The organism is Allorhodopirellula heiligendammensis, from assembly GCF_007860105.1.
Taxonomy (GTDB): domain Bacteria; phylum Planctomycetota; class Planctomycetia; order Pirellulales; family Pirellulaceae; genus Rhodopirellula; species Rhodopirellula heiligendammensis.
Genome location: NZ_SJPU01000002.1, coordinates 1,342,118 through 1,363,815, shown reverse-complemented (window position 1 = coordinate 1,363,815; position 21,698 = coordinate 1,342,118). Strand labels below are relative to the sequence as shown.

Here is a 21,698-nt window from a genome sequence, read left to right as displayed (position 1 = left end):
GCGCTCGCCAGGGCCTGCCTGCCTGGACCTTTCTAAAGAATTTTGCTCGCCATCCCACGGCGGTCGGGGCCATAGCGCCGAGCAGCCCGGGGCTGGTCAACATGATGGTCGATTGGTTCGATTGGAGCGAAGTACGAGGTGTTGTCGAGTATGGGCCGGGCACGGGTGTTTTCACCGAGGGCATCACCCAGCGTTTGCATCCCGACGCTCGCTTTTTCGCCGTCGAACGCTCCGCCGAGCTCGCAGAACTGACTCGCCAGCGGTGCCCAGGCACCACGGTTCACGAAGCTTCCGCCGCCGATGTACAGCAATTGTGCCAACGTGAGGGAATACACCAAGTCGACGCGATCATCTGCGGACTACCGTGGGCATCGTTTCCCGAATCGCTCCAGGCGAGCATTCTCGACGCGACCCTCGACGTGCTTCGTCCCGGTGGCCAATTTGCCACCTTCGCCTACTGGCAAGGCGTTGTGCTGCCGGCGGGAAGGCGATTTTCCCGGCGGCTGCGGTCGAGCTTCTCAGATGTCCATCGCAGCCCAACGGTGTGGCGTAATTTACCGCCGGCGTTCGTATATCGCTGCACGAAATAGTTCCGCCGCCGGAACCCCGGTGCCAACGTCTGCTGACGGTGGCGACTGGCATCTTATCGCGGTCGCTTACTCGTCTTCGGGCGAATTCATCTTGAAACCGGTCCGCGTATTGACCGATTGCAGGTAGCCACGAATCAAATTGTTTGAATCTTGAGTACCGAGCAACTGGGCCATGAACCGCTGTTGCGGCTGGCGGAATTGCTCCCGAAGCTGTTCTTCATCGGGCTGGAACTCCGTTGGCGTGACGACGTAGTAAACCGATTTGAGATCGTTCGGAGCAACGGCGTAGGCACCCACTTCGGTGGTGAAAACGGCACGCATAAAGTCGTCGCCCACGGCGTCGAGTTCAGGGACTTCCGCAGGAACGGTCTGCATGAAACCGACCTGTTCGAGCCAACTGAAAGGTCCGACGTTTTCGATCAAGTTATCCTTTTTGTCAGCCGGGATCACATCAGCGAGCTTTTTTGAACCGCCGGCAACGGCAGCAGCAATTTTGTCGGCAGCTTCTTCAGCTAGCTTTCTCGCTTCACCCATACGAAGGAAACGCACTACTTCGTCCCGGGCCTCGTCGAGCGTCGGGATGTACGACGGCACGTCCTTCGTCTTCCAACTGATGTAGGTCACGCCCGCCTCGAGATCGACCGAGCGAAGCGGCGAGAAGACCGGCTGGGGCTGAAGGACAGATCCGTCCTGCATCGGCGCTCCAAACATCATGGCGCTGTAGGGTGGTCCACGTCGATTCAAACCCGTACCCAAACCGAACGAATTTCCGGGGGCGATTTCGTCAGCGCTCAGACGGTTCACGAGTCCATCGGTCTTTCCGTACTGCAACCCGAGCTCCTCCGCCATGTCCTTCAGGTTCAGTCGAGCGGGCGCATCCGATTCCTTCTGGACACCTACCGAAACGTTGCTCTCGTGAACAGCAAGCTCGCTGAAGTAACGTCGCATCCGCTTGTTGGCCTCGGAAACTGCGTTGTCGAGCGCGCGACTGGCGGGCCCGGTTGCCAACTCCGTTGCGATTTGGTCGCGAACATCGTCAAAGGCCTGAGACTTGGTAGGTGCCGGCTCGTCGTCAAAATCGAGGCTCATCGTGGGTTCGGCGGGAGCCGCTGGGGTTTCCGCATCCACGGGCGTTTCGGGACTGGATGGCTCCGGCTCGGCAGCGGTTTCCGGTTCCTCATTCTCGTCAGCGCCTGCGGTCGTCTCCTCGTCTTGGAAGGCTACCAATCGAACCGACGGATCTTGACGACGATACAGCGACGACTCTTCCTCAGCGGGCTCCGCGGATTCTGATTCTCCAGCGGATTCCGGCTCGGTAGCAGGCTCTTCGCTCGGGGCCGTTTCTTCGCTCGGGGCCGCTTCTTCGCTCGGGGCCGCTTCTTCGGCAGGAGCCATTTCTTCGGCAGGAGCCATTTCTTCGTTGGCAGCTGGCTCGTCGCTCGCTGCTGGCTCCTCGCTTGGGGCTGGTTCGTCGCTTGGGGCTGGTTCTTCCGCTGGAGTCATTTCCTCAGCCGGAGCAGCCGCATCGCTTTCGTCGGCACTCGGTTCTGCAGCCTGTGCATCATCGGTGTCGGTCGTTTCCGCAGGGACGATCAAATCGGCAGGGACTTGGAAATCGCCGCCGGCGAGCCGCCGTTCGTACTCTTGCCGTAGCTGCTCCTCGGTGAGCTTCGCTTTCTCAGCGTCGATGAATTGCTGCAGATCGGCGGCCACGTACTCAATTTCAGCCGAATCAGGACGGCGGAACCCAGGCAATGGTGAATCGCTACCTGGAAAGCTCATCCGCTCGCGACCGGCGTCGTAGGTCGCCTGAATGTCGGACTTGCTCGGGTTTTCTTCGGTTTGGTCGAAATATTCGCTCGCTAAGACGCCGTAAGCGGTCACGGTCGCCTGCTGGTTCAGTTTCAGAAAGTTCTCCCACTGGCCCAATGGGGTGACGATCGGGATCTGACCATTGCTCAATCCCACGAGCGCCCCGCGTTGATACAAGTCGGCCAACAGATGCATGCGGAGTTGTTCGTAGAGATGCTGCTGGCCGAGCTGCCTGCCGCTGCTCTGCAATAGCAATGCTGCGATCTCGTTATCGCTGACGGTTCCGTCAGAGAACCGGGTCAGCCAATCCTGCAATTGCACGTCATCCAGTTCAAACCCCGCCTTTTGGGCTTCGTGGTAGAATCGCAATGTGTGGATGGTGGCCTCTTCGCTGGGGTTAGCGTCGATGCCAATTCCGCGGATTTCGCCCGATTGCTCGTCGAACTGGAAACCTGGCGTCTGCGGGACGCCGCCTCGCTTGAGAGTGAGGTTGGCGAGTTCATACAAGAACCGGACGACAGCGCGGTGATTCTGTGTGGTGCGGGCAACCCGCGTGCGCGTCAGTTCCGTGCCATCAAACGTGGCTGCAACTGGGTTGGAGTTAATCCCACCACCACGACGCATGTACGTATCCAGCGCCGGCAGGACGACGAAAGAGAACAGAGCCAACAGGGTCAGACAAACCATCAAGGGCTTGAGGTTGCGTCGAAAGATCTCGAACGGACTCGAACTCATCAGAGAAGCCTAGCGGGGCGGGGGCAATCGAAAACTGCGTGAAGATGCAAACCGCAAAGGGTATCGCCGAAGGAAATTGGAGGTCAAGACGACTTGACACAAAGGATTGAGCCAAAAAGCGAGGCGGACCCCGCTTCGCTGACTGTCACTGCTAGACTCTGGCGACGTATTGCCCGCTAAGACGCCGTATAAAGCGTTTCATTTCGAGGACGCTGACGATCGCCGAGACACGCGCGGATGACAATTCGCAGGCCACGGTGATCGCATCGAGCGAACTACCGGTAGGAGAAATCTGATCGAGCACCGCCAATTCGAGCTCATTGAGTGATAGTTCCCGCCCATCTCGCATTTCACGTTCGGCGCGATTCGCATCAGATTCGCCACCACGGACAATGGGCTCGCTCAGTGGGCCAAGCAACTCCAGTACATCGTCAGCGTTGCTGATGAGTACTCCACCATCGCGGATCAAGCGATGGCAGCCCTGCGAAGCACGACTGTTGACGGGGCCGGGCAGGGCGCCCACGCTGCGCCCGAGCTCGCCCGCAAGCCGCGCCGTAATCAACGCACCAGACCGCTCGGGGGCCTCGATCACGAGCGTCGCCAGGCCTGCCGCAGCAATCAGACGATTGCGCTGCGGAAACATGCCACCACGCGGTTTCGCAAGAGGTGCATATTCGCTAATCACAGCTCCCAGATTAGCGATTTCGGCGGCCAAAGTCTTATTTTCTGCTGGATACATCTGGCCCAACCCACCGCCCAAAAAAGCAATCGTACGGCCACCCACCTCCAATGCTGCCCGATGTGCCGCCGTGTCGATGCCTCGTGCCAGCCCGCTGACGATTGTCACCGAGGCAGCCGCGAGATCGCGCGCTAGCCGGCGTGTTTGTTCGAGACCGTACGCGGTCGCGTGCCGCGTACCGACGATGGACACCGAGATGGCGTCGACCGCCTTCCAACGACCTCGGCAAAAGAGAACTGGTGGGGCGTCGTCGAGTTCCTCCAAAGGCTTTGGATAACCGTCCTCGCCCCGCTGAATGATGTGAGCGCTGTTCTGCTGACACCAGCGGATGACCTCGTCAACATCGATATAGTCTCGCGCCGACCGAATCGTATGGGCCAGCTTGGGACCAATCCCGGGGACGCGCTGCAGATCGCTCGAGTCGGCTCGCAAAATATCGGACGCTGCCCCGAATGCCTCGCTCAGCACGCTCAGACTTCGCGGCCCTAACCCCGGCAGCAAACACAACTGCAGTTGATCTCGCAAGCCAACGTCAATCGGCAATGGCCCGTCACTAGACGATGGCCCGTCACCAGGCGATGGCCCGTCACCAGGCGATGGCCCGTCACCAGGCGATGGCTCGTCACCAGGCGATGGCTCCACACTCTCCTGTTCACGCTGCCAATAGAAGAGCTCGTCGGACACCGGGGGATCCTTTCGATTCTGCCAGAATCTAGTAGATGTGTACAACTTCCCGCAGGCGAAGCCAGCGTGCGACAACGAACCGTCGGTCGACACTGCTTCAGTCTACCAAAATCACACGCCGATTCCGTTCGCTGTCGACCAGTAACCTCCACGGGTGTGGTCGAAGTGCGGCTTCGTGCCTCGGGCAGCTTCGTCAAAGCCCGTTTCGGCGGACCAAACCTGACGTCCACCCACCCATGTCCGGACGGGCCAGCCCGTCAGGGTTTCGCCATCCCACGGGCTCCAGCGGGACTTGGTGTGTTGGTCCTGATCTCGGATCGTTCGCCGTTGTGACGCATCGACGAGAACCAAATCGGCGTCATACCCGGCAGCAATGCGTCCCTTGCCGGTGATTCCCCATACGCGGGCGGGGGCATCGCTCATCCAATGAGCAATCTGCGGCAGCGTGATACGGCCCGCGTGGGCTTGATCGAGCATCAGCGCCAACGAATTCTCCACAGCGGGCAAGCCTGAGGGGCTCTGCGGATACGGCTGATTTTTCTCTTCGAGCGTATGGGGCGCGTGATCGGTGGCAATCACCTGGATCACATCGTCCGCAAGCGCCTGCCACAATCCTGCATTATCCGCGGCCGTCTTGATCGAGGGATTCATTTGCACGCGGCTGCCCAACCGCTCGTAGTCGTCGACGTTAAATAGCAAATGATGCGGGCAAACCTCAGCGGTTAAGTACGGTGATGGATCTCGCAAAAACTTGAGCTCGGCAGCCGTGGAAACATGCAGCACATGAAACCGATGCTGGTGCCGCCGCGCCAACTCAGTCGCTCGCTCGGTGGCAATCATCGCTGCCCGCTCGTCGCGGATCCGGGAGTGATCAGCCAGATCGCTGGTTTGACCGATACGTTCCGCGTTCGCTCGGACGGTCGTCTCGTCCTCGCAGTGCGCACAGATCGGCAGCGTGGTTTCAGCAAAAATCCGTTCGAGAGCCGCCTGTTCGTCAACGAGTAAGTTCCCCGTGCTGCTGCCGATGAAGATTTTGATCCCCGGTACATCGGTAACCTCTGTCAACTCTTTGACATTGTCAGGTGTGGCCCCAATGTAGAAACCGTAGTTAACGAGGGACTTCGCGGCAGCGAGACACTCTTTGGCACGAACACCTTCCACCGTGATCGCAGGCGGCTTGGTGTTGGGCATCTCCAGAAACGTCGTCACGCCACCGGCTGCGCAGGCGTGACTGGCCATCGCTAGATCCTCTTTCTGAGTCAATCCGGGCTCACGAAAGTGAACCTGATCGTCAACGACTCCCGGCAGAAGATGCAATCCGTCGGCTTCCACCACTTCATCGCACGACGCAGATGCCGAAGCATCAACATCGAGTATCTTTCCATCGTCGATGAGCACATTCGCCGCACGAACCTCACCTGAGTTGGACCGGAACCCATCACCGGGCAGGACGACCGAGGCGTTGCGAATAAGAAGACGTGCCATGATTTGAGAAGCTCCCACGATGAAGGATAGTCGGCAGAGGCATCGTCGCCCCGGCAACGACGCCAGCACTCTGCCAGGGACGCAAATCCCCGGTCCAGTGTGCGATTGCCAACATAGCCCCGCGGGAGGCGGCAGCAAGGTGGGACGGTACGCCAGCACCGACGTCGCCGCCGGGACTCAGTGCAAATTACCTCGGGCTGCGGACTTTCCGTTCGAACTTGCGACGGACGGAACCAGGCAGCCTATGCCGGTTCAGTGAGCTAGTTCCATTACAGGGGTTTTTCAGCGTGCGAAGACTGACAACACCTTGCTCGATGCCGATCAAAGTCGACGCGTTCGCTGGACGATGACAACCCGTGCGTCTCGTTGTTCGCCCCACACGTGCCCTCTCGCGCGCCAACCTCATTTGATCGGAAACCTTCATGCCCTTCCTGTCCGGTAGTCTTTCATTTGAACGATTCCGCGTTGAAAAATTTGAATCCGCAAGTTTTGATCAAGAACATATCGACCTCATGCAGCAGCACGCCGCTGGCAGGGTCGAGACGGACTCGACCGAAAACGTTCACACCGGCTTTCTGGGTGGCGCCCACCTGTTCGATCAAGATTTTGATTTGGAGAAGAATGTCATTAACGATGCCGTGCACTTCGGCGTTCGCATTGATACCAACCAAATTCCCGCCGCCATCAAGAATGCATGGCTGCAAATGGAGCTGGCCGGCCTGGGCCGTGACAACCCCAGTGGGGTCCCCACAAAATCACAGCGGAAGGAAGCAAAGGAAGCCGTCGAACAACGCTGCGAAACCGAAGCTGCCACCGGGAAGTACCGCAAATTCCAGCCGTTTTCGCTACTGTGGGATCACAGCTACGAAATGCTGTACTTTGGCGGCTCGGCGGGGACCGCCAGCGGACACTGCGCCGATCTCCTGGAGCGAGTTTTCGGTGTCGAATTGCGGCACGTCAGCGCGGGGACGATCGCTCAGGCGTGGGCCATCGAAGCGGACCGCTACGCCGAAATGGATGAAGTAGTGCCCGCCGGCTTTGCCCCCGGTCCGGCGCACGGCAGCGTTGCCTGGGCGAATGAACACTCCCAAGCACCGGATTTTCTAGGCAATGAATTCATGCTGTGGTTGTGGTGGACGCTGGAAACACAAACAGACACGATCACGATTCCCGATGGGACCGAAGTGACCGTGATGCTGGCGAAGACACTCACTCTCGAATGCCCGGTCGGTGAATCCGGCAAAGAGACGATCACGGCGGAGTCACCGGTGAAATTGCCCGAGGCAATGCAAGCGATCCAGCACGGCAAGCTGCCTCGGAAAACCGGCATGATTTTGGTCCGCGATGGACAGCAGTTTGACCTGACCCTGCAAGCGGAAACCTTTGGCATCAGCGGTGCGAAAATCATCCTCGATGAAGACACCGAATTCGATGATGACGACCGCATCGAAGCGGTGCGGACGCTGTGCGACACTGTCGACGGCCTCTTCCACACGTTCTGCGATCGACGCACCAGTGCCACGTGGTCGAAAGATCTCGGCGCGATGCAAGACTGGCTCGCCCCGGTTCACCAACGCGCCGTGCAGGCAGCATAAATGAAAAAGGTGTCCGAAATGAACAAGGTGTCCGGTACCTTAATCACTCAAGATTCGCGCGATTGAGTCTTCTGATCCAGCAATCGGGTCGATTCGCTCGCCTACCGATCCAATCCCCGACTCGATATCAACCGAAACGGTACGGGACACCTGTTTAAATCGGCGGCATTAAAATTGGCTCGCACCGATCCACCCACGCGCCGTACAGGCCGCGTCGGGATCGGTGGGCGGGTGGTATCGCTGGCCGCTGCTCGGCTTTGCTGCCCAACGATGCTGGCGCAGGGAACAGCAAAGCCTTCTAGCAACAGATGCTTAGACGCGGCGACGTTCTTTCAGACGGACAGCCTTGCCGACGCGGTCGCGGAGGAAATACAGTTTCGCACGGCGGGTGACACCGCTGCGTTTGATTTCGATCTTATCGATCCGTGGGCTGTGGACGGGGAACTTGCGCTCGACGCCTTCACCGGCGACAATGCGGCGAACCATGAACATCTCTTGCGATCCTTTGCCCGAGCGGCCGATCACGACACCACTGAAAACCTGAATGCGTTCTTTGGCGCCTTCGAGAATCTTGGTGTGGACGTCGACAGTGTCGCCAATGTCGAACTTGGGGGTTTCTGGTTTCAGGTTGGCCTTGTTGACCATGTCCATGATGGCATTGCTCATGACGCTCTCGCTAATATTTTTTAGGGCTGGCTGGATTGGTAAGTTGAATGATTTAGGACTCGTCGAGCAGATCGCTACGGCGGGCCTTGGTTCGGATCAGTGTTTGCTCAGCCCGCCAAGCGGCGATTGCCGCATGGTCACCACTGAGCAAGACCTCGGGAACGAAGTGTCCTTCGAACTCGCGGGGCCGGGTGTATTGTGGAAACTCCAGCAGCCGATTTCCGCGGCTGAAGGAATCATCTCGATGGCTGTTTTCATCACCTAGGACGCCGGGAATCAACCGAACGACGGCATCGATGATGGTCATGGCAGCGACCTCGCCCCCATTGAGAACGAAATCGCCAACGCTAATTTCTTCCGGCTCCAAGATGTCATGGACCCGTTGGTCAAACCCTTCGTATCGGCCACAGAGCAAAACAATTCGCTCGCTCGTAGCGATATCTTCGGCCAGACGTTGATCGAATGGCTTGCCTTGCGGCGTGAGCAGGATTCTGCGGATGGGGGCCTGTTCGGCTCCGTCAGCAGCGTCCGACTCGATTTCACGAACGCAACTCACCGTCGGCTCGACTTGGATTAACATTCCCGGGCCGCCGCCGAACGGACGGTCATCGACTTTGCGATGAGGTACGTTTTCGGCCCACTGCCGCAGGTCATGACGCTGGATGTCGACCAGCCCCCGGACGATTGCCTTGTGCAACAAACTTTGCGTCAGGTAACCGTCAAAAATCGCGGGGAACAGGGTAACAACGTCAATCCTCACTAGGTTTTACTCGCCGGACAGCTTACTCGGATGCCGTGGCTTCGGCTTCAGGAGCCGCAGGCGACTCTTCGGCTGGAGCTTCTGCAGCGGGAGCGGGCTCTTCGGCCTGCGGTGCTTCCGCTTTGGGCTGAGGAGCGGCCGTCACGGGCGCGGGCGTGTAGTCCTTGCGGCGGCCGAGACGCGCCAAGGCTTCACGCTGTGCGTCGAGATGGGTGCCGTCGGTGCCATACTTCTTGATCAACGTGGCGCACTTTTCGGTGGGTTGGGCACCCACACTGATCCAATAGTCGATACGGTCGCTCTTCAATTGAGCACGCGCGTCGGTTTCGGGGCACATGGGGTCGTAGTGGCCGAGTTCCTCGATCACTCGTCCATCACGGGGTTTACGTTGGTCCATTGCACAAACACGAAAGAAAGGACGATGGGTACGCCCCATTTTTTTCATGCGAATTTTGACAGCCATCTCGGTCAGGTCTCCAAAAAGATAATTAGCGTTGGTTTTGGTGCGGTTGATTTAAAAGTCTAAAGTCGGTCGGTCGCGTTTAGCGGCCCTTTCGTTTCATCTTGCGTTTGAGTTTGTCACGCTCTTTGCGCTGCTTCTCCCGTTCGGCGGGCGACAGACGCTTGCCCGTGGATTGTTTGATTTTCGTGGCACCGAGACCACCGCCGGCCATCGCACCGCTCTGGAGCTGACGCAGCATCGCCATCCGGTCTCCGCCGCCCTTGCCCGACATCATCTGCATCAACGGTTTCATCGTGTCGAACTGCTTGATCAACTGTGTGATCGACGACGAAGGCACCCCGGCTCCAGCCGCAATGCGGGTTCGCCGGGCTGCATCGATTAGCTTCGGGTTTTTACGCTCGGCCGGAGTCATCGAATTGATGGCCCCGATAATCTGTTTCATCTGCCCGCCAGCTTCTTCGCTGTCGAGCGCCTCTTTGAACTGGGACATCCCCGGCATCAGACCCATCATGCGTCCCATCAGCCCGGGCTGAGCGATTTTCTGCATCATGTTTTTAAAATCATCGAGGGAGAATTGGCCTGACGCCATTTTCTCCTCAAGCGATTCCCGCTCGCTCTCGTCCACGATCCGGTGAGCTTCGCGGGCGGCGGCGACCATGTCGCCCATCTGCAGGATGCGGCCTGCCATGCCTTCGGGGCGAAACGGCTCAAGGGCGTCAAATCGTTCACCGGTCCCGATGAATTTGATTGGCACGCCAGTGACCTGCTTGACCGATAGCAATGCACCGCCGCGGGCGTCACCATCGAGCTTGGTCATGATCACGCCATCGAGCTCCAGAGCTTCGTTAAACGCTCCAGCACTGTTGACAGCGTCTTGGCCCGTCATGCCGTCGACGACGAGATAAACTTGATCCGGACCAACCTTCTTATCAATTCGCTTGAGCTGATCCATCAACTCCGCGTCGATAGCGAGTCGACCAGCGGTGTCGAGGATCACGACCCGGTTGCCATCACGCCGTGCGCGGTCGACGCCGTTTTGGCAGACCTTCACCGGATCCTTGTGCTCAGTCTCCGCGTGGACGGGGACACCGAGCTGCTCACCGATGACCTTGAGCTGCTCGATGGCGGCCGGGCGCTGGAGGTCGGCGGCGACGAGCAGCGGCTGAATATTCTGCTCGCGGAGCAACTGCGTCAACTTGCCACAGGTGGTCGTTTTACCGCTACCCTGCAAGCCGCAGAGCATCAAAATGGTCGGCCGATCGGCATTGAGATGCAGAGAAGGGTCGACGGGGCCGAGGATCTCGACCAGTTCCTCGTGAACGATCCGCACCAGTTCTTCGTGCGGGCGGAGGCTGAGCAAGACCCGCTTGCCAAGTGCTTTCTCGGTCACATGTGCCATGAATTCCTTCACGACACTGTAACTGACGTCCGATTCGAGCAGCGATTGTTCGACGATTTTGAGACCGTCGCGCATATTCCCTTCGGTCAGTTTGCCCTTACCAGACAAACTTTTGAAAGCGGATTGCAGGCCTTCAGAGAGGGAATCGAACACGGGCGACGGGTACGCAAAGACGGCAAGGTTAACGGAAAGCCCGACAGTTTACGCATCGACAGGGGTTTTTGTAAATGGACAGCTAGTATTTCATCGGAAATTACGGCCATGACCAAACGTGTCCACCCGCCTGCGATCTTATCACCGTCGACCCAACGGCATCGCACGAGGTGCCGAGGGGCGTTTCTGATCATCCCATCGCTAGTTTCACGGAAGAGATCCAACATGGCCAAGTATTACGTTCAGTGTGGACCCCGCAGCGTTGTCGTCGAAGCCATCGATGGCGAAGCAGCTGCCATGCATTTAATGGATATGGTCATGCAGCCCCACGCTTGGATCTATGATGACGCGGACCTGAGCGATGGCGACCGCCACGCCCACCTCGCCATCGAAGCCCTGCTCACCCTGGCCCCGGAAATTCGCGTCAGCGAGCAAGGGGTCAACCGCACCGACGCCAGCCCCCACGGCACGCCGGAAATTCTGCTACTCTGGCACCAAACCATGTCCGGACTGAGCCGATTATTCCGCTCGGCGGGACTGGCCCCCAAAACACTGCGTGAACTGAGCGTTGGCTAGGGGCGGATCGCCCGCCAGGAATCGCTTTCACCTCTCACCGCTACGGCCCCCCTATGTCACCCCACTTCAACGCTGCTCCTTCGCGGGTGCTGGTGATTGGGGGTGGGGTCGCAGGCTGTGCGGCAGCGATTCGGTTTGCTCATCGGGGCAACGAGGTGACTTTGGCCGAGCGGGCCTCGTTTCCACGCGAGAAAATCTGCGGCTGCTGTCTCGGTGCCGCAGGATTGCGGGCTCTCGACGCGATCGGCCTCGCGCAATCCGTTCGCGATCTGGGCGTGCCCACCGAGCGTTTTACTGGCTATTTGCAAATCCCGCGTCTCTCACCCACAAATACAGCCCCGCGGGTCTGCGCGAGCGAGATCCATCTGCCCATTGCCGCGGGTGTCGCGATCGCTCGCAGCGTGTTGGACACGTTCTTAGTCGAGCAAGCCCGGCAGGCAGGCGTCCGCCCGTGGCAACCTTACGAGGCCCAGATCGTTTCAACAGACAACAACAAAACCCTGGTTCGATACCGCAGCGCCGATGGTTCGCAGAAACCGCACGACTGGGAGCTGACCGACGAGTTTGACCTGGTCGTCGTCGCGACGGGACTGAGTGGCGATTTCTCTGGGAGCCACTCTATCCCAAGCAGCGGCGCCTCCAACGCCAACGTCAACAGCGACGGCAGCGCGAACCCACGTCGCTGGCAGTTGCCCTGGATCCAATCTCCCCACGGTCCCTTCGGCATCGCGGCTCATCTGCCCAGCCAGCACCCCCTCGCCTGCGACTGGCGTCTGGACGAAGGCGAGATCGAGATGATCTGTGGCGACGAGGGGTACGTCGGGCTGGTTCGCCTACCGGGCGGCGCGATCGATATCGCGGCGGCGCTGCGGACATCGAGCCAACAAGTTCGTCCGCCAAGCCCAACCGAACGGCTGGCAGCACTACTTGGGAGTCATCCTGGCTGCACCGACAGTCTGGGTGAGCGAATCAGCGACTGGCTACGATCGGAGGCGCGACTCATGACAGCGCCCCCCCTTCGTCGAACGCGATGGCCCGGTCGCGGGCGTGTCGTGGCGATCGGTGATTGTGCTGGCTATGTCGAGCCGATGACAGGTGAGGGGATGACGTGGGGGATCGAGAGCGGATTGGCCGTGGCCGACCTGTGGGCCAAGCCAGGCTCGCAGGACGACTTTGCAAACCATTGGCACACGAGGTTGCGGGCACTCCAGCAAAAGCGGCGCATCCTTTGCGGGAGCGTCACCCGAGCGTTGCGTTCGCCTGGACTCCGGCGGGCGGCCCATTTCAGTTTGACTCGCGCTCCCTGGCTAGCCATGCCGATCACCCGTAGTCTGGCGGCGGGGCCGACGTTCGCACCCACTGCGTCCCGAATGCCGTGACATCCTCTCATTAGATCCGATTGACCCTCCATGGCATCACTCCTTTCGGTCGCATCCGCAGCCCCTCGCCATCAAGCTGATCGGCAGCTATCGACGACGCAGGCTCAGCGGATGTCCTGTCGGACTGCCCGAGAAGCGAGCACCGTCGAGAAACTGCACCGGCGAACCGGTGTCGAGAACCGGGGCAGCGTCTTGCTAGACCAGGCGCCCTCAGGGGCATTGACCCAGTCCTTTTACGAAGCGTTGAGCGTGGATGCTCATGGCCCCACGACACGCACGCGCAATGACCGATTCGCGATCGAAGCACCGCGACTGGCGGTTGCCTCAGCGGCCCAGGCGATTGAACTCAGTGGGTGCGAAGCGTCGCAGATCACGCATGTTATCACGGTCACGTGCACGGGATTCCGCGCCCCTGGCGTCGACATCGACCTGATCGAGCAACTCGGATTGCCCGCCACCACCCAGCGGACTCAAATTGGATTCATGGGCTGTCACGCACTGATCAACGCATTTCGCGTTGCCCGAGGACTCGTAGCAGCCGAGCCCGCAGCCTGTGTGCTGATCGCCAGCGTGGAACTGTGCTCACTGCATTACCAATACGGCTACGATGCGCAGCGAATTGTCTCGGGGTCCATATTCGCCGACGGGTCGGCGGCCGCGATTGTCGCTGGCGACGATTTCAACGGTAGTCACCATCTGGGTGGCCTAGGCGAAATCGCCGCCACCGGATCTTGCTTGATTCCGGGCAGTCGCGATGCGATGAGTTGGTTGATTGGGGACCACGGCTTCGAGATGACTCTCCGCCCCAGTGTGCCAGAACTCATTGAAGCGAATCTGGCCGGATTTCTCGAAAACTGGCTGGCCCAAGAGAATCTACAACTGGATGGCATCGGCGGATGGGCAGTCCACCCCGGGGGAACACGAATTCTAGACGCGGTTGAAAAAGCACTCGGTCTGGCCACGCAGAAACTGAAAGCATCTCGCGATACCCTGCGCCGACACGGCAACATGTCATCGGCCACACTCGGTTTCGTCTTGGAAGAATTTAATCACGCCAGCGTCCCACGCCCTTGGGTGATGCTCGGCTTTGGGCCGGGGCTGGAGATCGAGGTCGCACTGATTCGCTGAAAAGCCCTCAGAATGTGGCCGTGCTTTTACTGGCAGATTGGTTAGACTGCGGTAGTCACCGGCCTCATATCTTGACTAAACGCCCTATGCTCAAGCAATTTCTGATCAATGCGTCCCTCGTTCTAGCTGGATTTTCTCTAACGTGGAGTTATTTGCCCGCCGAATTGTCGGCACAGCAGCCCGACACAAATTGGATCGATAAAGAACTCGAGCAGGCTCGCGGAGGCTTAGATCCCGACCGTCTCCCCAGCTTGACCGACACAGAAGCAGCCGTGCTCGACGCGATGGGAGCTTGCCGGGCATACCTGGATCGCCGGGCGACAGAGGCCAACGCTGCTGCCTGGCTGGATTACCTGCAGCTGGAACCGCTGGCCGACGCAATCCATGACGATGAATCGATTGCTCAGCGCGGCCACGCCGCGGTGGAACTGGAATCACGACTGCGCGACGTGCACCCCGGCCTGGAATTGAAGTCAATGACGTCACTTCGCGGTGCGGTCCAACGTTACATAGCGGCCCTGCGATACTCCGATCCCGAGCGGGGGCTCGCGTCAGCGCGAAAGCAACTCGACGCCCTCGCCGAAATCTTCTCATCGGCCCCCGCTGCCCCAGACACTGGTGAGACAGACACTGGTGAGACAGACACTGGTGAGACGGACGCGGATGAGACAGACACCCCCGCAACTCAAGATGGCGGTTCCCCCATTCCGTCAGCTCGCCGACCACACGAGTTGTCACCCGAAGAAGTCGCTCAGGTGGATCAGTTGCTCAGCGGCCTCGCTGACGCCAATCAAGCCGTCTCGCTAATTGACAAGATCCAGTCCTATTACCGTCATGGAAATATCCGTGGCTGGGTCGACGGGCGATCGATAAGCGAAGCGATCTCACGCCCCGTGAACAATCCCAGCGCCGTCAATGACTGCATTCTTGGCACACGAATGATCGGCCAAGCACGAGTGGACGGGAACGTCGTCGCCCAACTTTTGCCCTCCGACAATGACGTGCGTCTGTTGATCCGCATGAACGGCGTCTTTTCGACGACGGCGCGTGGCTATCACAAACCCATCACCCTAGATACGACGGGTAGTGGTCGAGTCTACGCCGCCCGCCAGATCGCGATCACTGAGAAAAGCATCGTACTGGGTGAAACCGTGTCGACGGCGGAATTGTCGACGCAAATCAATCGGATCAATCACCCGCTACGGATTGTGCGGCGGATCGCGAGCGAGCAAGCCGCCGAGCAGCGGCCGTTGGCTGAAGCAATTTCGCGTGAAAAGCTGCGGACGCAGGTTCACGCACAGTTTGACGCGCAGACTGCTGAGATGGCGGGCCGATCCTTCCCCAGCTTGGACAGCACCATCGACCCCTGGCTGAATCGCTTAGATTTCCCCGCCCTGACACGCTCGATCGGGTCGACAACCGATACCGTATACGCCCGTGCGAGCCTTCAGCGCCCCCACGGCTTAGCTGCTCCCGCGGAGCCTCCGGCACTTGCGTCCCTGTGGTCATCCACCCCAGGCGGCGTCTTGCCGGGCACCTACCTCGCCGCCGTGCAGGTCCACCAGAGCATCGTCGACAACTCCATTGCCCAACTGCTGGCGGGACAAACCTTCACACCGGATCGCATTCTGCAACTCGCCCAGACGCTTGATATCGAACTCCCCAACCGTGAGTCTCTTGCAGAGTCCACCGGCAGCGATGTGCACCAGGACACCGACAGCGATGAGATGATCGACGAGCAGGAACAGGAAGATTACGAAGTCGACTTGGCGAACTTTCGACCGGTGTTCGTGGAAGCTGATAATCAAGAACTACGGGTTGGACTTCGCGGCACCCGGTTCGCCCAAGGCGGCCGCGAACTCGAGCGAACGCTCGAAGTTTCTGCGATCTATCGCCCTGTCCGGGGTGAGGATGGCTCGCTCTGGCTGAGTCGCGAAGATGATGTGCGACTGTCGTTCCCCGGCTCCCGCCGGCTAACGATCAGCCAGACAGCGATCAAGACGAACATGCAGCAGAGCTTTAACAAACTGTTCCCGAAAGAACTGCTGCACCGAGACTTTTCCTTCCCCGCTGACGCCAAGATCGCCGCCCTGGCAGGCCGCGTGGTGCGGATCTCAGCGATTGACCTGACCGACGGCTGGATCTCGATTGCCGTGCGTTAGGGGAACCCGCAGTTTCGCCAGCGCCGCTCGGTGGGGTTGTTATTCGGCTCGTTTTCACGAGAACTCACGGATACTCACACACCGCTGGCGGGCGACGACGATGTGATCGAGTACGACAATGCCAATGAGTTTTCCCGCTTCGGTTAAGCGGTCAGTGACGGCATGGTCTTCCCGACTTGGCGTGGGGTCGCCCGAGGGGTGGTTGTGAATCAACAGCACCGCCGCAGCGGCATCTCGGATCGCCGGTCGGAACACTTCTCGTGGGTGCACCAATGACGCGTCGAGCGTCCCGACAGTGATGCGGTGCGAGCGAATTGGTTTGTGCTTGGTATCGAGCGTCACAATGTGGAATTCCTCCTGCACAGCATCACCGGCGAGATAGGCAAATTTTTCCGCACAGTACTGGGTAGCCTCGACCGTCGAGGTGATCTTGTGAATTTCAACTGGACGTTGACGCAGCGATTCGGTGGCGCGTCGACCGATTTCCAGTGCCGCCATGATTTGACAATAACTGGCCTTGGTGACTGCAGGAGTGATGTTGCGCAGTTCCGGCAAACCGGCATCGCGGAGACGATCGAGTTCGTCGTGAAATCGATTGGCGAGTTTTTGGCCACCCGTCACCGCCGACTCACCCACGATACCCACACGAATCAAAATCGCGAGCAGTTCCGCATCCGACAGGGACGCCGCTCCGAGCCGCAGTAAGCGTTCGCGGGGCCGTTCCTGCTCAGGCGTCTCCTTGACCTGATCACCATGAATACGACGATCAATCCATTGGTCGACGGCGACCACTGGATCGCCGTCGGTCCACTCATAAAGAATCTCGTCCGCTTCGCGAACCTTCGCCAACACGCCAGCCCGGACCACCTCATTGACCGTGCGAGTGACGAAGCCGGTGGTTTCCTCCCCGACGAGCTCGGCGAGCTCACTGCGGCGAAACCGTGGCCGCTGGGCCAGCGGATAGAGTACGCTTTGATACCGTCTGCGTCGCAGGTCGCTCATCCGCTACCATCCATCATCGGCTCGAGTGGGTTGGATTGCATATCACTTTTAATAACAGGATCCCATGTCAAGCATTTTCAGCAAAATCATTGCCCGTGAAATCCCTGCGGATATCGTATACGAAGACGATGACTGTTTGGCGTTTCGTGATATTGCCCCCAAGGCACCCGTACACGTGCTGGTAATTCCCAAGCGGGAAATTGTCTCCCTCGCCGAACTGCAACCCGAAGACGAAGCAGTGATGGGACGCTGTGTCATCGCCGCATCCCAAATCGCTGCCGCCGAAGGTCTCAGCGGTGGCTATCGCCTGATTGTCAACTGTGGAGACGACGGCGGCCAGGAAGTTCCCCACGTACACTTCCATCTTCTCGGCGGCCGCAAAATGACATGGCCCCCCGGCTGAGCATGGCCCCCCGGCTGAGCAGACCTGCCCGGCGATGATGCGCTTCACGCGGCCGCAGGTTTCCCTCTCACACGCCTGCGGCGCGGGACCAGAATGGGAGAATCCGCCGGGTACTGGACCCAGGAAAAACGACGAGAAACGATCAAAAGCTCTGGCGAGGCGACAGCAACTCGTCACCCAGAGACTAAAATCGAAACAGACCGCCTACCGACAGAATTACCCAAACACGCCCGGTGTCAACGCGACGGTTCCCACTCCCGCAGTTCGCTCAAGCTCGATGAATTTGATAACCACACGACTCACCACTCTGTTGCTCGGCTGCACCGTCACGATGGGAGCAACTGCAATGCCTTGCCAGCGCGCTGCCGCCCAGGGCGGGCCTGCGGTGGTGATGGTCACCGAAGTGCAGCAGCTGGAACTCGCCGCCGAACAGTCCTTTGTCGCCAACGTGCGGCCGCGGCGACGCAGCACGATCGGTAGCGCCGTTTTTGGCCGGGTGGAAGAATTTCTCGTCGACGCGGGCCAAGCCGTCCAGAAGGATCAGCCGCTCGCTCAGCTGAGGGTGAAAACCATTGGCATTGAGATCGCCGCAGCCGAAGCGGAACTGAGATTAAGACGAGCCGAGTTAGCAGAGTTGCAGAATGGTTCACGTCCGGCGGAGATCGCCCTGGCAAAGGCCACGGCCGAGTCCGCGGAGGCGGCTCGACAATACGCGGAGGCAAAATTCCGACGCTTCGAACGACTCTTCGATAATCTTTCCGGGGCCTCTCAGGACGAATTCGAAGCCGCCCGCGCAGAAGCGCTGAAAGCGGCCGCTGAGGTCGCCATCGCTGACAGTTCCTTCGAACTCGCCACAGAAGGCCCCCGCGCCGAACGCATTGAACAAGCCGCTGCACAGGTCGCTGTCAGTGAACAAACGGTCGAAGGACTGCGAGATCGCTTCGGAAAATACACGATCCGTTGCCCGTTCGATGGCTACGTCGCTGCGGAACTGACCGAGACCGGTGCGTGGGTCAACCAGGGTGATTTGGTCGCCGAGGTTGTCGAGATCGATCCTGTTGAGGTGGAGGTTTTCGTTCCCCAATCCAATATCCGCTTTGTCGAAACGGGGATGGAGGTTCACGTGGCTGTGGAAGCCCTCGATGGCGAGGTATTCACCGGCAAGGTGGATCAGATTATCCCCGTCGCCGACGAGCGCTCGCGAACGTTTCCGGTGCGGGTGGTCGTGCCCAATCCCAAAGTCGCTGGGCGCGCAAGATTGCTGCCGGGGATGCTTGCCAAGGTCGCGCTGCCGTCCGGAGAGAGCAAGCCGCGCTGGATGGTTCCCAAGGATGCGCTCCAGCTAGGTGGGCCGACACCCGTGATCTGGAAAGTCGTGGACGGGAAAGCCGTCGTGGTGCCCATCCGCACGGGGCCCTCCAGCGGAGCATTGATATCCATCGCACCCATCGAACCAGAAGCGATCCAGCAGGGTGATGCGATCATCACACGTGGAAACGAACGCGTGCGCCCGGGACAGAGCGTGGTCCTCGCGAAGTAAATGATGATCGCCGTTAGCGAGCTCACTCCCCCCACAAAACAAACTAGAAATTAATTAATGTTGTTGTTCACTTTGGAAGGATTCACGCCGGCGGCACTCTCCTGCTACGGTTCGTCCTGGAATCGCACGGAGTCGATCGATGCAGCGGCGTCGATCGGAACAGTCTGGGACCGCGCTGTCACCCCCGTCACCGACCCCCTCGCGCAGCTGGACAGATGGCTTTCGTGCGGTCAATTTCCGGCCGATCACATGGTGGTTGTGACCGATGATGAACGTTTGAGCCGCTTGCCCTCCGCCGACGCCATCGGCGAACTGATGGTGATTCCACAACCCGGCGGCGACCGCGTTGCGGATTCGCTCGAAGACACGACGCTCGCATCCTTGGTCGCGATCGCCGCCGAGCAATTGCCCGATAATCCCCATGTTTGGCTGCACAGCCGATTCTTAACTCGCTTGTGGGACGCGCCCCGCGACCTGTTTCCGATCGACCAACTCGATGAAGCCGATCTGGCGCCGCTGGACGCGGCCGAGTCGCTCGAACTTGAACTCGAACAGCAGCACCGCAGCGACGTGGACGAGCCCCCGGGCATGCCTGCGATTCTGCCGCACTGGCAACCGCCCCATTTTTTGCGACGAGCAGCGGACGATCCCGATCTGGTGATGGCGTGGATGCGGACTTATGGGTGCCAGATTCGGCTCGTGGATGCGTTATTCGGGTTGCTACACTCAGTCGCTGCTGAAACGGGTCACGACGCCATCGTGTTGGCGGGTACCAGCGGTTTTGCCCTTGGCCAGAATGGCGCGATCGGACATCGCGCCGGACCACTGCGTTCTTGCCATCTGCATGTGCCGATCGTGGCCGCCCCTTTGCATGCGGAGGGCCGGGTGGGCGGCAGCGACGCAAGCTTCTCCGGCGTCGGTATCCGCGATCGAAACGTCGCCTCAGCGGACCGACTGCCCGCGATCATGGCCGCAGTGACCAGCGAGCCAACGCGGTCCCCCCTGAGCCCGGAGGTGTGGGCGGCCCGTCGCGCACACGACCAGGAAAGCGTGGCTCCTGATGATGCCGTCGTGACCCGCCAAGGCCAGCAACATGTCGCGATCACGACGCGTGATTGGTTCTATGCCACCCAGCTAGTCACTGCCGACGGGGAATCCTCCAGCGACAGCCAAACCTCCCACGACAACCAGGGTCCTGCCGACGACGAGCGACCTACCGACCACGGGGAACCCGACTCACGGGGACACCTCTACCTCAAGCCGGACGACCTGTGGGACGTCAACGACGTCGCTCGGCTAAGAGCGGACACGGCAAATCAGTTTGCCGAAACGCTTCGCAATGAATGATTGCAGTTTGCCCAGCGGCTACTGGATCTTCTCAGGTGTCAACCGTCGAGTGACAAGATCAGCAATGAGTACGACACTCCCGGCGATCGCGGCGAGGGCGATGAGCACGATGACGCTGCCATCGTACTGCGCCGGCGTGACATAAACGGTTTCTTGGAATTTGAGCTCGAGGCCTGCCGTCTCCGGCGTGACGACCTGCAAGGGCCATAACCGCCCCACCGAACCGATCATCAACCCGATCAATGTTGCCATCGTGACGTCGCGATGATGCCTGAGCAGATAATTGAGCAAACGGGAGAACGCCAGCAAGCCGAAGCCGCATCCAAGCGTAAAAACGGTTAAACGCAGCAAGAGCAGGGGTTCAATGTCCAGCTTAAAAAACTGTTTCACCATCCCAATCACTGGCTCGTAAACGCCCAGCAGCAACAGCACGAATGCGCCGCTGATGCCCGGCAGAATCATCGCACAGATCGCGATCGAGGCACTCAAGAATAGATACAGCAGGTGAATGTCGCCGTTGCTAGCGGGAATGCTCGAGACCGCCAGCGCAATCGCAGCCCCGACAATCAGTGCGACATAACCTCCCGGCGTCCACTTCGAAACGTTGCGGCGAACCACCCACACACTAGCGAGTACCAGCCCAAAAAACACCGCCATCGTCTCGTTCATGCGGTGCAGCAGCAACCAGTGCATCAGACCGGCGAGTGTGCCGATGCCAATGACAATGCCAGCAGCCAAAGCGATCAAAAAACGGAGGTCAAGTTTCTCGAAAAGAGCACGAAATCGTCCGCCCGCGAGCATCTTGACCGCGTCACTGTCGATGTGGCTGATCGCGGCGATGAGTCGGTCATAGTGCCCCAGGATCAGGGCCACCGTCCCACCGCTGACACCGGGAACCGTATCGGCTGCCCCCATGCAAAAACCGCGAAATACATTCACAGCGTCTCCGGTGATCGTTCCCGCCCGCCCCGTCGCGGCCCGGCGAACACTCGACTTCGTCGCAGCGGAGGTGTCACAATCGTCAATTTCAGGGATGTTCGTCACAGTTAGTTTCGTCGACATGAAGTTGTGGTGAAAATG

General features: G+C 59.6%; 18 protein-coding genes. 9 read left to right on the top strand and 9 right to left on the bottom strand.

Annotated features, from left to right (window positions below; translation table 11 throughout):
* Nucleotides 1-101: 101 nt before the first annotated feature.
* Nucleotides 102-590: a class I SAM-dependent methyltransferase gene (locus Poly21_RS15500; RefSeq protein ID WP_302119074.1), complete on the top strand. Its 489-nt coding sequence runs from the start codon at nt 102-104 to the stop codon at nt 588-590.
* Nucleotides 591-656: 66 nt separating this feature from the next.
* Here the strand turns inward: Poly21_RS15500 and Poly21_RS15495 are convergent, their stop codons facing one another.
* The 3 genes from Poly21_RS15495 to Poly21_RS15485 all read right to left on the bottom strand — a co-directional run bounded on the left by Poly21_RS15495 (nt 657) and on the right by Poly21_RS15485 (nt 6,045).
* Nucleotides 657-3,137, bottom strand: a complete 2,481-nt coding sequence (locus Poly21_RS15495) for a hypothetical protein (protein ID WP_302119072.1) — start codon at nt 3,135-3,137, stop codon at nt 657-659.
* 151 nt (nt 3,138-3,288) lie between these two features.
* Entirely contained in the window at nt 3,289-4,560 is a 1,272-nt protein-coding gene (dprA, locus tag Poly21_RS15490; protein ID WP_146407847.1) for a DNA-processing protein DprA, read from the bottom strand.
* A 111-nt stretch (nt 4,561-4,671) separates the two neighbouring features.
* The gene (locus Poly21_RS15485; protein ID WP_146407846.1) at nt 4,672-6,045 is read right to left on the bottom strand and encodes a dihydroorotase; all 1,374 of its coding nucleotides are present in this window, start codon (nt 6,043-6,045) and stop codon (nt 4,672-4,674) included.
* Between the two features lie 422 nt (nt 6,046-6,467).
* On the opposite strand from Poly21_RS15485, the gene Poly21_RS15480 reads away from it, so the two are divergent.
* The gene (locus tag Poly21_RS15480) at nt 6,468-7,640 is read left to right on the top strand and encodes a hypothetical protein (protein ID WP_146407845.1); all 1,173 of its coding nucleotides are present in this window, start codon (nt 6,468-6,470) and stop codon (nt 7,638-7,640) included.
* A 312-nt stretch (nt 7,641-7,952) separates the two neighbouring features.
* On the opposite strand, the gene rplS is transcribed toward Poly21_RS15480, so the two are convergent.
* The 4 genes from rplS to ffh all read right to left on the bottom strand — a co-directional run bounded on the left by rplS (nt 7,953) and on the right by ffh (nt 11,081).
* On the bottom strand, nt 7,953-8,306 hold the full coding sequence (gene rplS / locus Poly21_RS15475) for a 50S ribosomal protein L19 (RefSeq protein ID WP_146407844.1): 354 nt from the start codon (nt 8,304-8,306) through the stop codon (nt 7,953-7,955).
* A gap of 52 nt (nt 8,307-8,358) precedes the next feature.
* Entirely contained in the window at nt 8,359-9,066 is a 708-nt protein-coding gene (gene trmD / locus Poly21_RS15470; RefSeq protein WP_146407843.1) for a tRNA (guanosine(37)-N1)-methyltransferase TrmD, read from the bottom strand.
* Nucleotides 9,067-9,088: 22 nt separating this feature from the next.
* Entirely contained in the window at nt 9,089-9,511 is a 423-nt protein-coding gene (rpsP, locus tag Poly21_RS15465; RefSeq protein WP_302119785.1) for a 30S ribosomal protein S16, read from the bottom strand.
* A 97-nt stretch (nt 9,512-9,608) separates the two neighbouring features.
* Nucleotides 9,609-11,081: a signal recognition particle protein gene (ffh, locus tag Poly21_RS15460; protein ID WP_146407841.1), complete on the bottom strand. Its 1,473-nt coding sequence runs from the start codon at nt 11,079-11,081 to the stop codon at nt 9,609-9,611.
* 225 nt (nt 11,082-11,306) lie between these two features.
* Here ffh and Poly21_RS15455 point away from each other — a divergent pair, with 225 nt between their 5' ends.
* The 4 genes from Poly21_RS15455 (at nt 11,307) to Poly21_RS15440 (ending at nt 16,326) form a co-directional block, all read left to right on the top strand.
* Nucleotides 11,307-11,657, top strand: coding sequence for a hypothetical protein (locus Poly21_RS15455; RefSeq protein ID WP_146407840.1), 351 nt, complete (start codon nt 11,307-11,309; stop codon nt 11,655-11,657).
* 53 nt (nt 11,658-11,710) lie between these two features.
* Nucleotides 11,711-13,036: an NAD(P)/FAD-dependent oxidoreductase gene (locus Poly21_RS15450; protein ID WP_146407839.1), complete on the top strand. Its 1,326-nt coding sequence runs from the start codon at nt 11,711-11,713 to the stop codon at nt 13,034-13,036.
* Between the two features lie 30 nt (nt 13,037-13,066).
* Nucleotides 13,067-14,164 (top strand): type III polyketide synthase, encoded by a 1,098-nt coding sequence (locus tag Poly21_RS15445; RefSeq protein ID WP_302119065.1) that lies wholly within the window; start codon nt 13,067-13,069, stop codon nt 14,162-14,164.
* An 86-nt stretch (nt 14,165-14,250) separates the two neighbouring features.
* Nucleotides 14,251-16,326: a hypothetical protein gene (locus tag Poly21_RS15440; RefSeq protein WP_146407838.1), complete on the top strand. Its 2,076-nt coding sequence runs from the start codon at nt 14,251-14,253 to the stop codon at nt 16,324-16,326.
* Nucleotides 16,327-16,380: 54 nt separating this feature from the next.
* Here Poly21_RS15440 and radC read toward each other — a convergent pair whose 3' ends face one another.
* Nucleotides 16,381-17,328 carry a RadC family protein gene (gene radC, locus Poly21_RS15435; RefSeq protein WP_146407837.1) on the bottom strand — a complete coding sequence of 316 codons (948 nt, stop codon included), beginning with the start codon at nt 17,326-17,328 and terminating at the stop codon, nt 16,381-16,383.
* A gap of 64 nt (nt 17,329-17,392) precedes the next feature.
* On the opposite strand from radC, the gene Poly21_RS15430 reads away from it, so the two are divergent.
* The 3 genes from Poly21_RS15430 (at nt 17,393) to Poly21_RS15420 (ending at nt 20,618) form a co-directional block, all read left to right on the top strand.
* Complete coding sequence (locus Poly21_RS15430; RefSeq protein WP_146407836.1) at nt 17,393-17,731, top strand: histidine triad nucleotide-binding protein; 339 nt, start codon at nt 17,393-17,395, stop codon at nt 17,729-17,731.
* Between the two features lie 346 nt (nt 17,732-18,077).
* Entirely contained in the window at nt 18,078-19,271 is a 1,194-nt protein-coding gene (locus Poly21_RS15425) for an efflux RND transporter periplasmic adaptor subunit (RefSeq protein ID WP_302119063.1), read from the top strand.
* 57 nt (nt 19,272-19,328) lie between these two features.
* The gene (locus tag Poly21_RS15420) at nt 19,329-20,618 is read left to right on the top strand and encodes a hypothetical protein (protein WP_146407834.1); all 1,290 of its coding nucleotides are present in this window, start codon (nt 19,329-19,331) and stop codon (nt 20,616-20,618) included.
* A gap of 18 nt (nt 20,619-20,636) precedes the next feature.
* Here Poly21_RS15420 and Poly21_RS15415 read toward each other — a convergent pair whose 3' ends face one another.
* Nucleotides 20,637-21,680 carry a DUF368 domain-containing protein gene (locus Poly21_RS15415; RefSeq protein WP_146407833.1) on the bottom strand — a complete coding sequence of 348 codons (1,044 nt, stop codon included), beginning with the start codon at nt 21,678-21,680 and terminating at the stop codon, nt 20,637-20,639.
* Nucleotides 21,681-21,698: the final 18 nt, after the last annotated feature.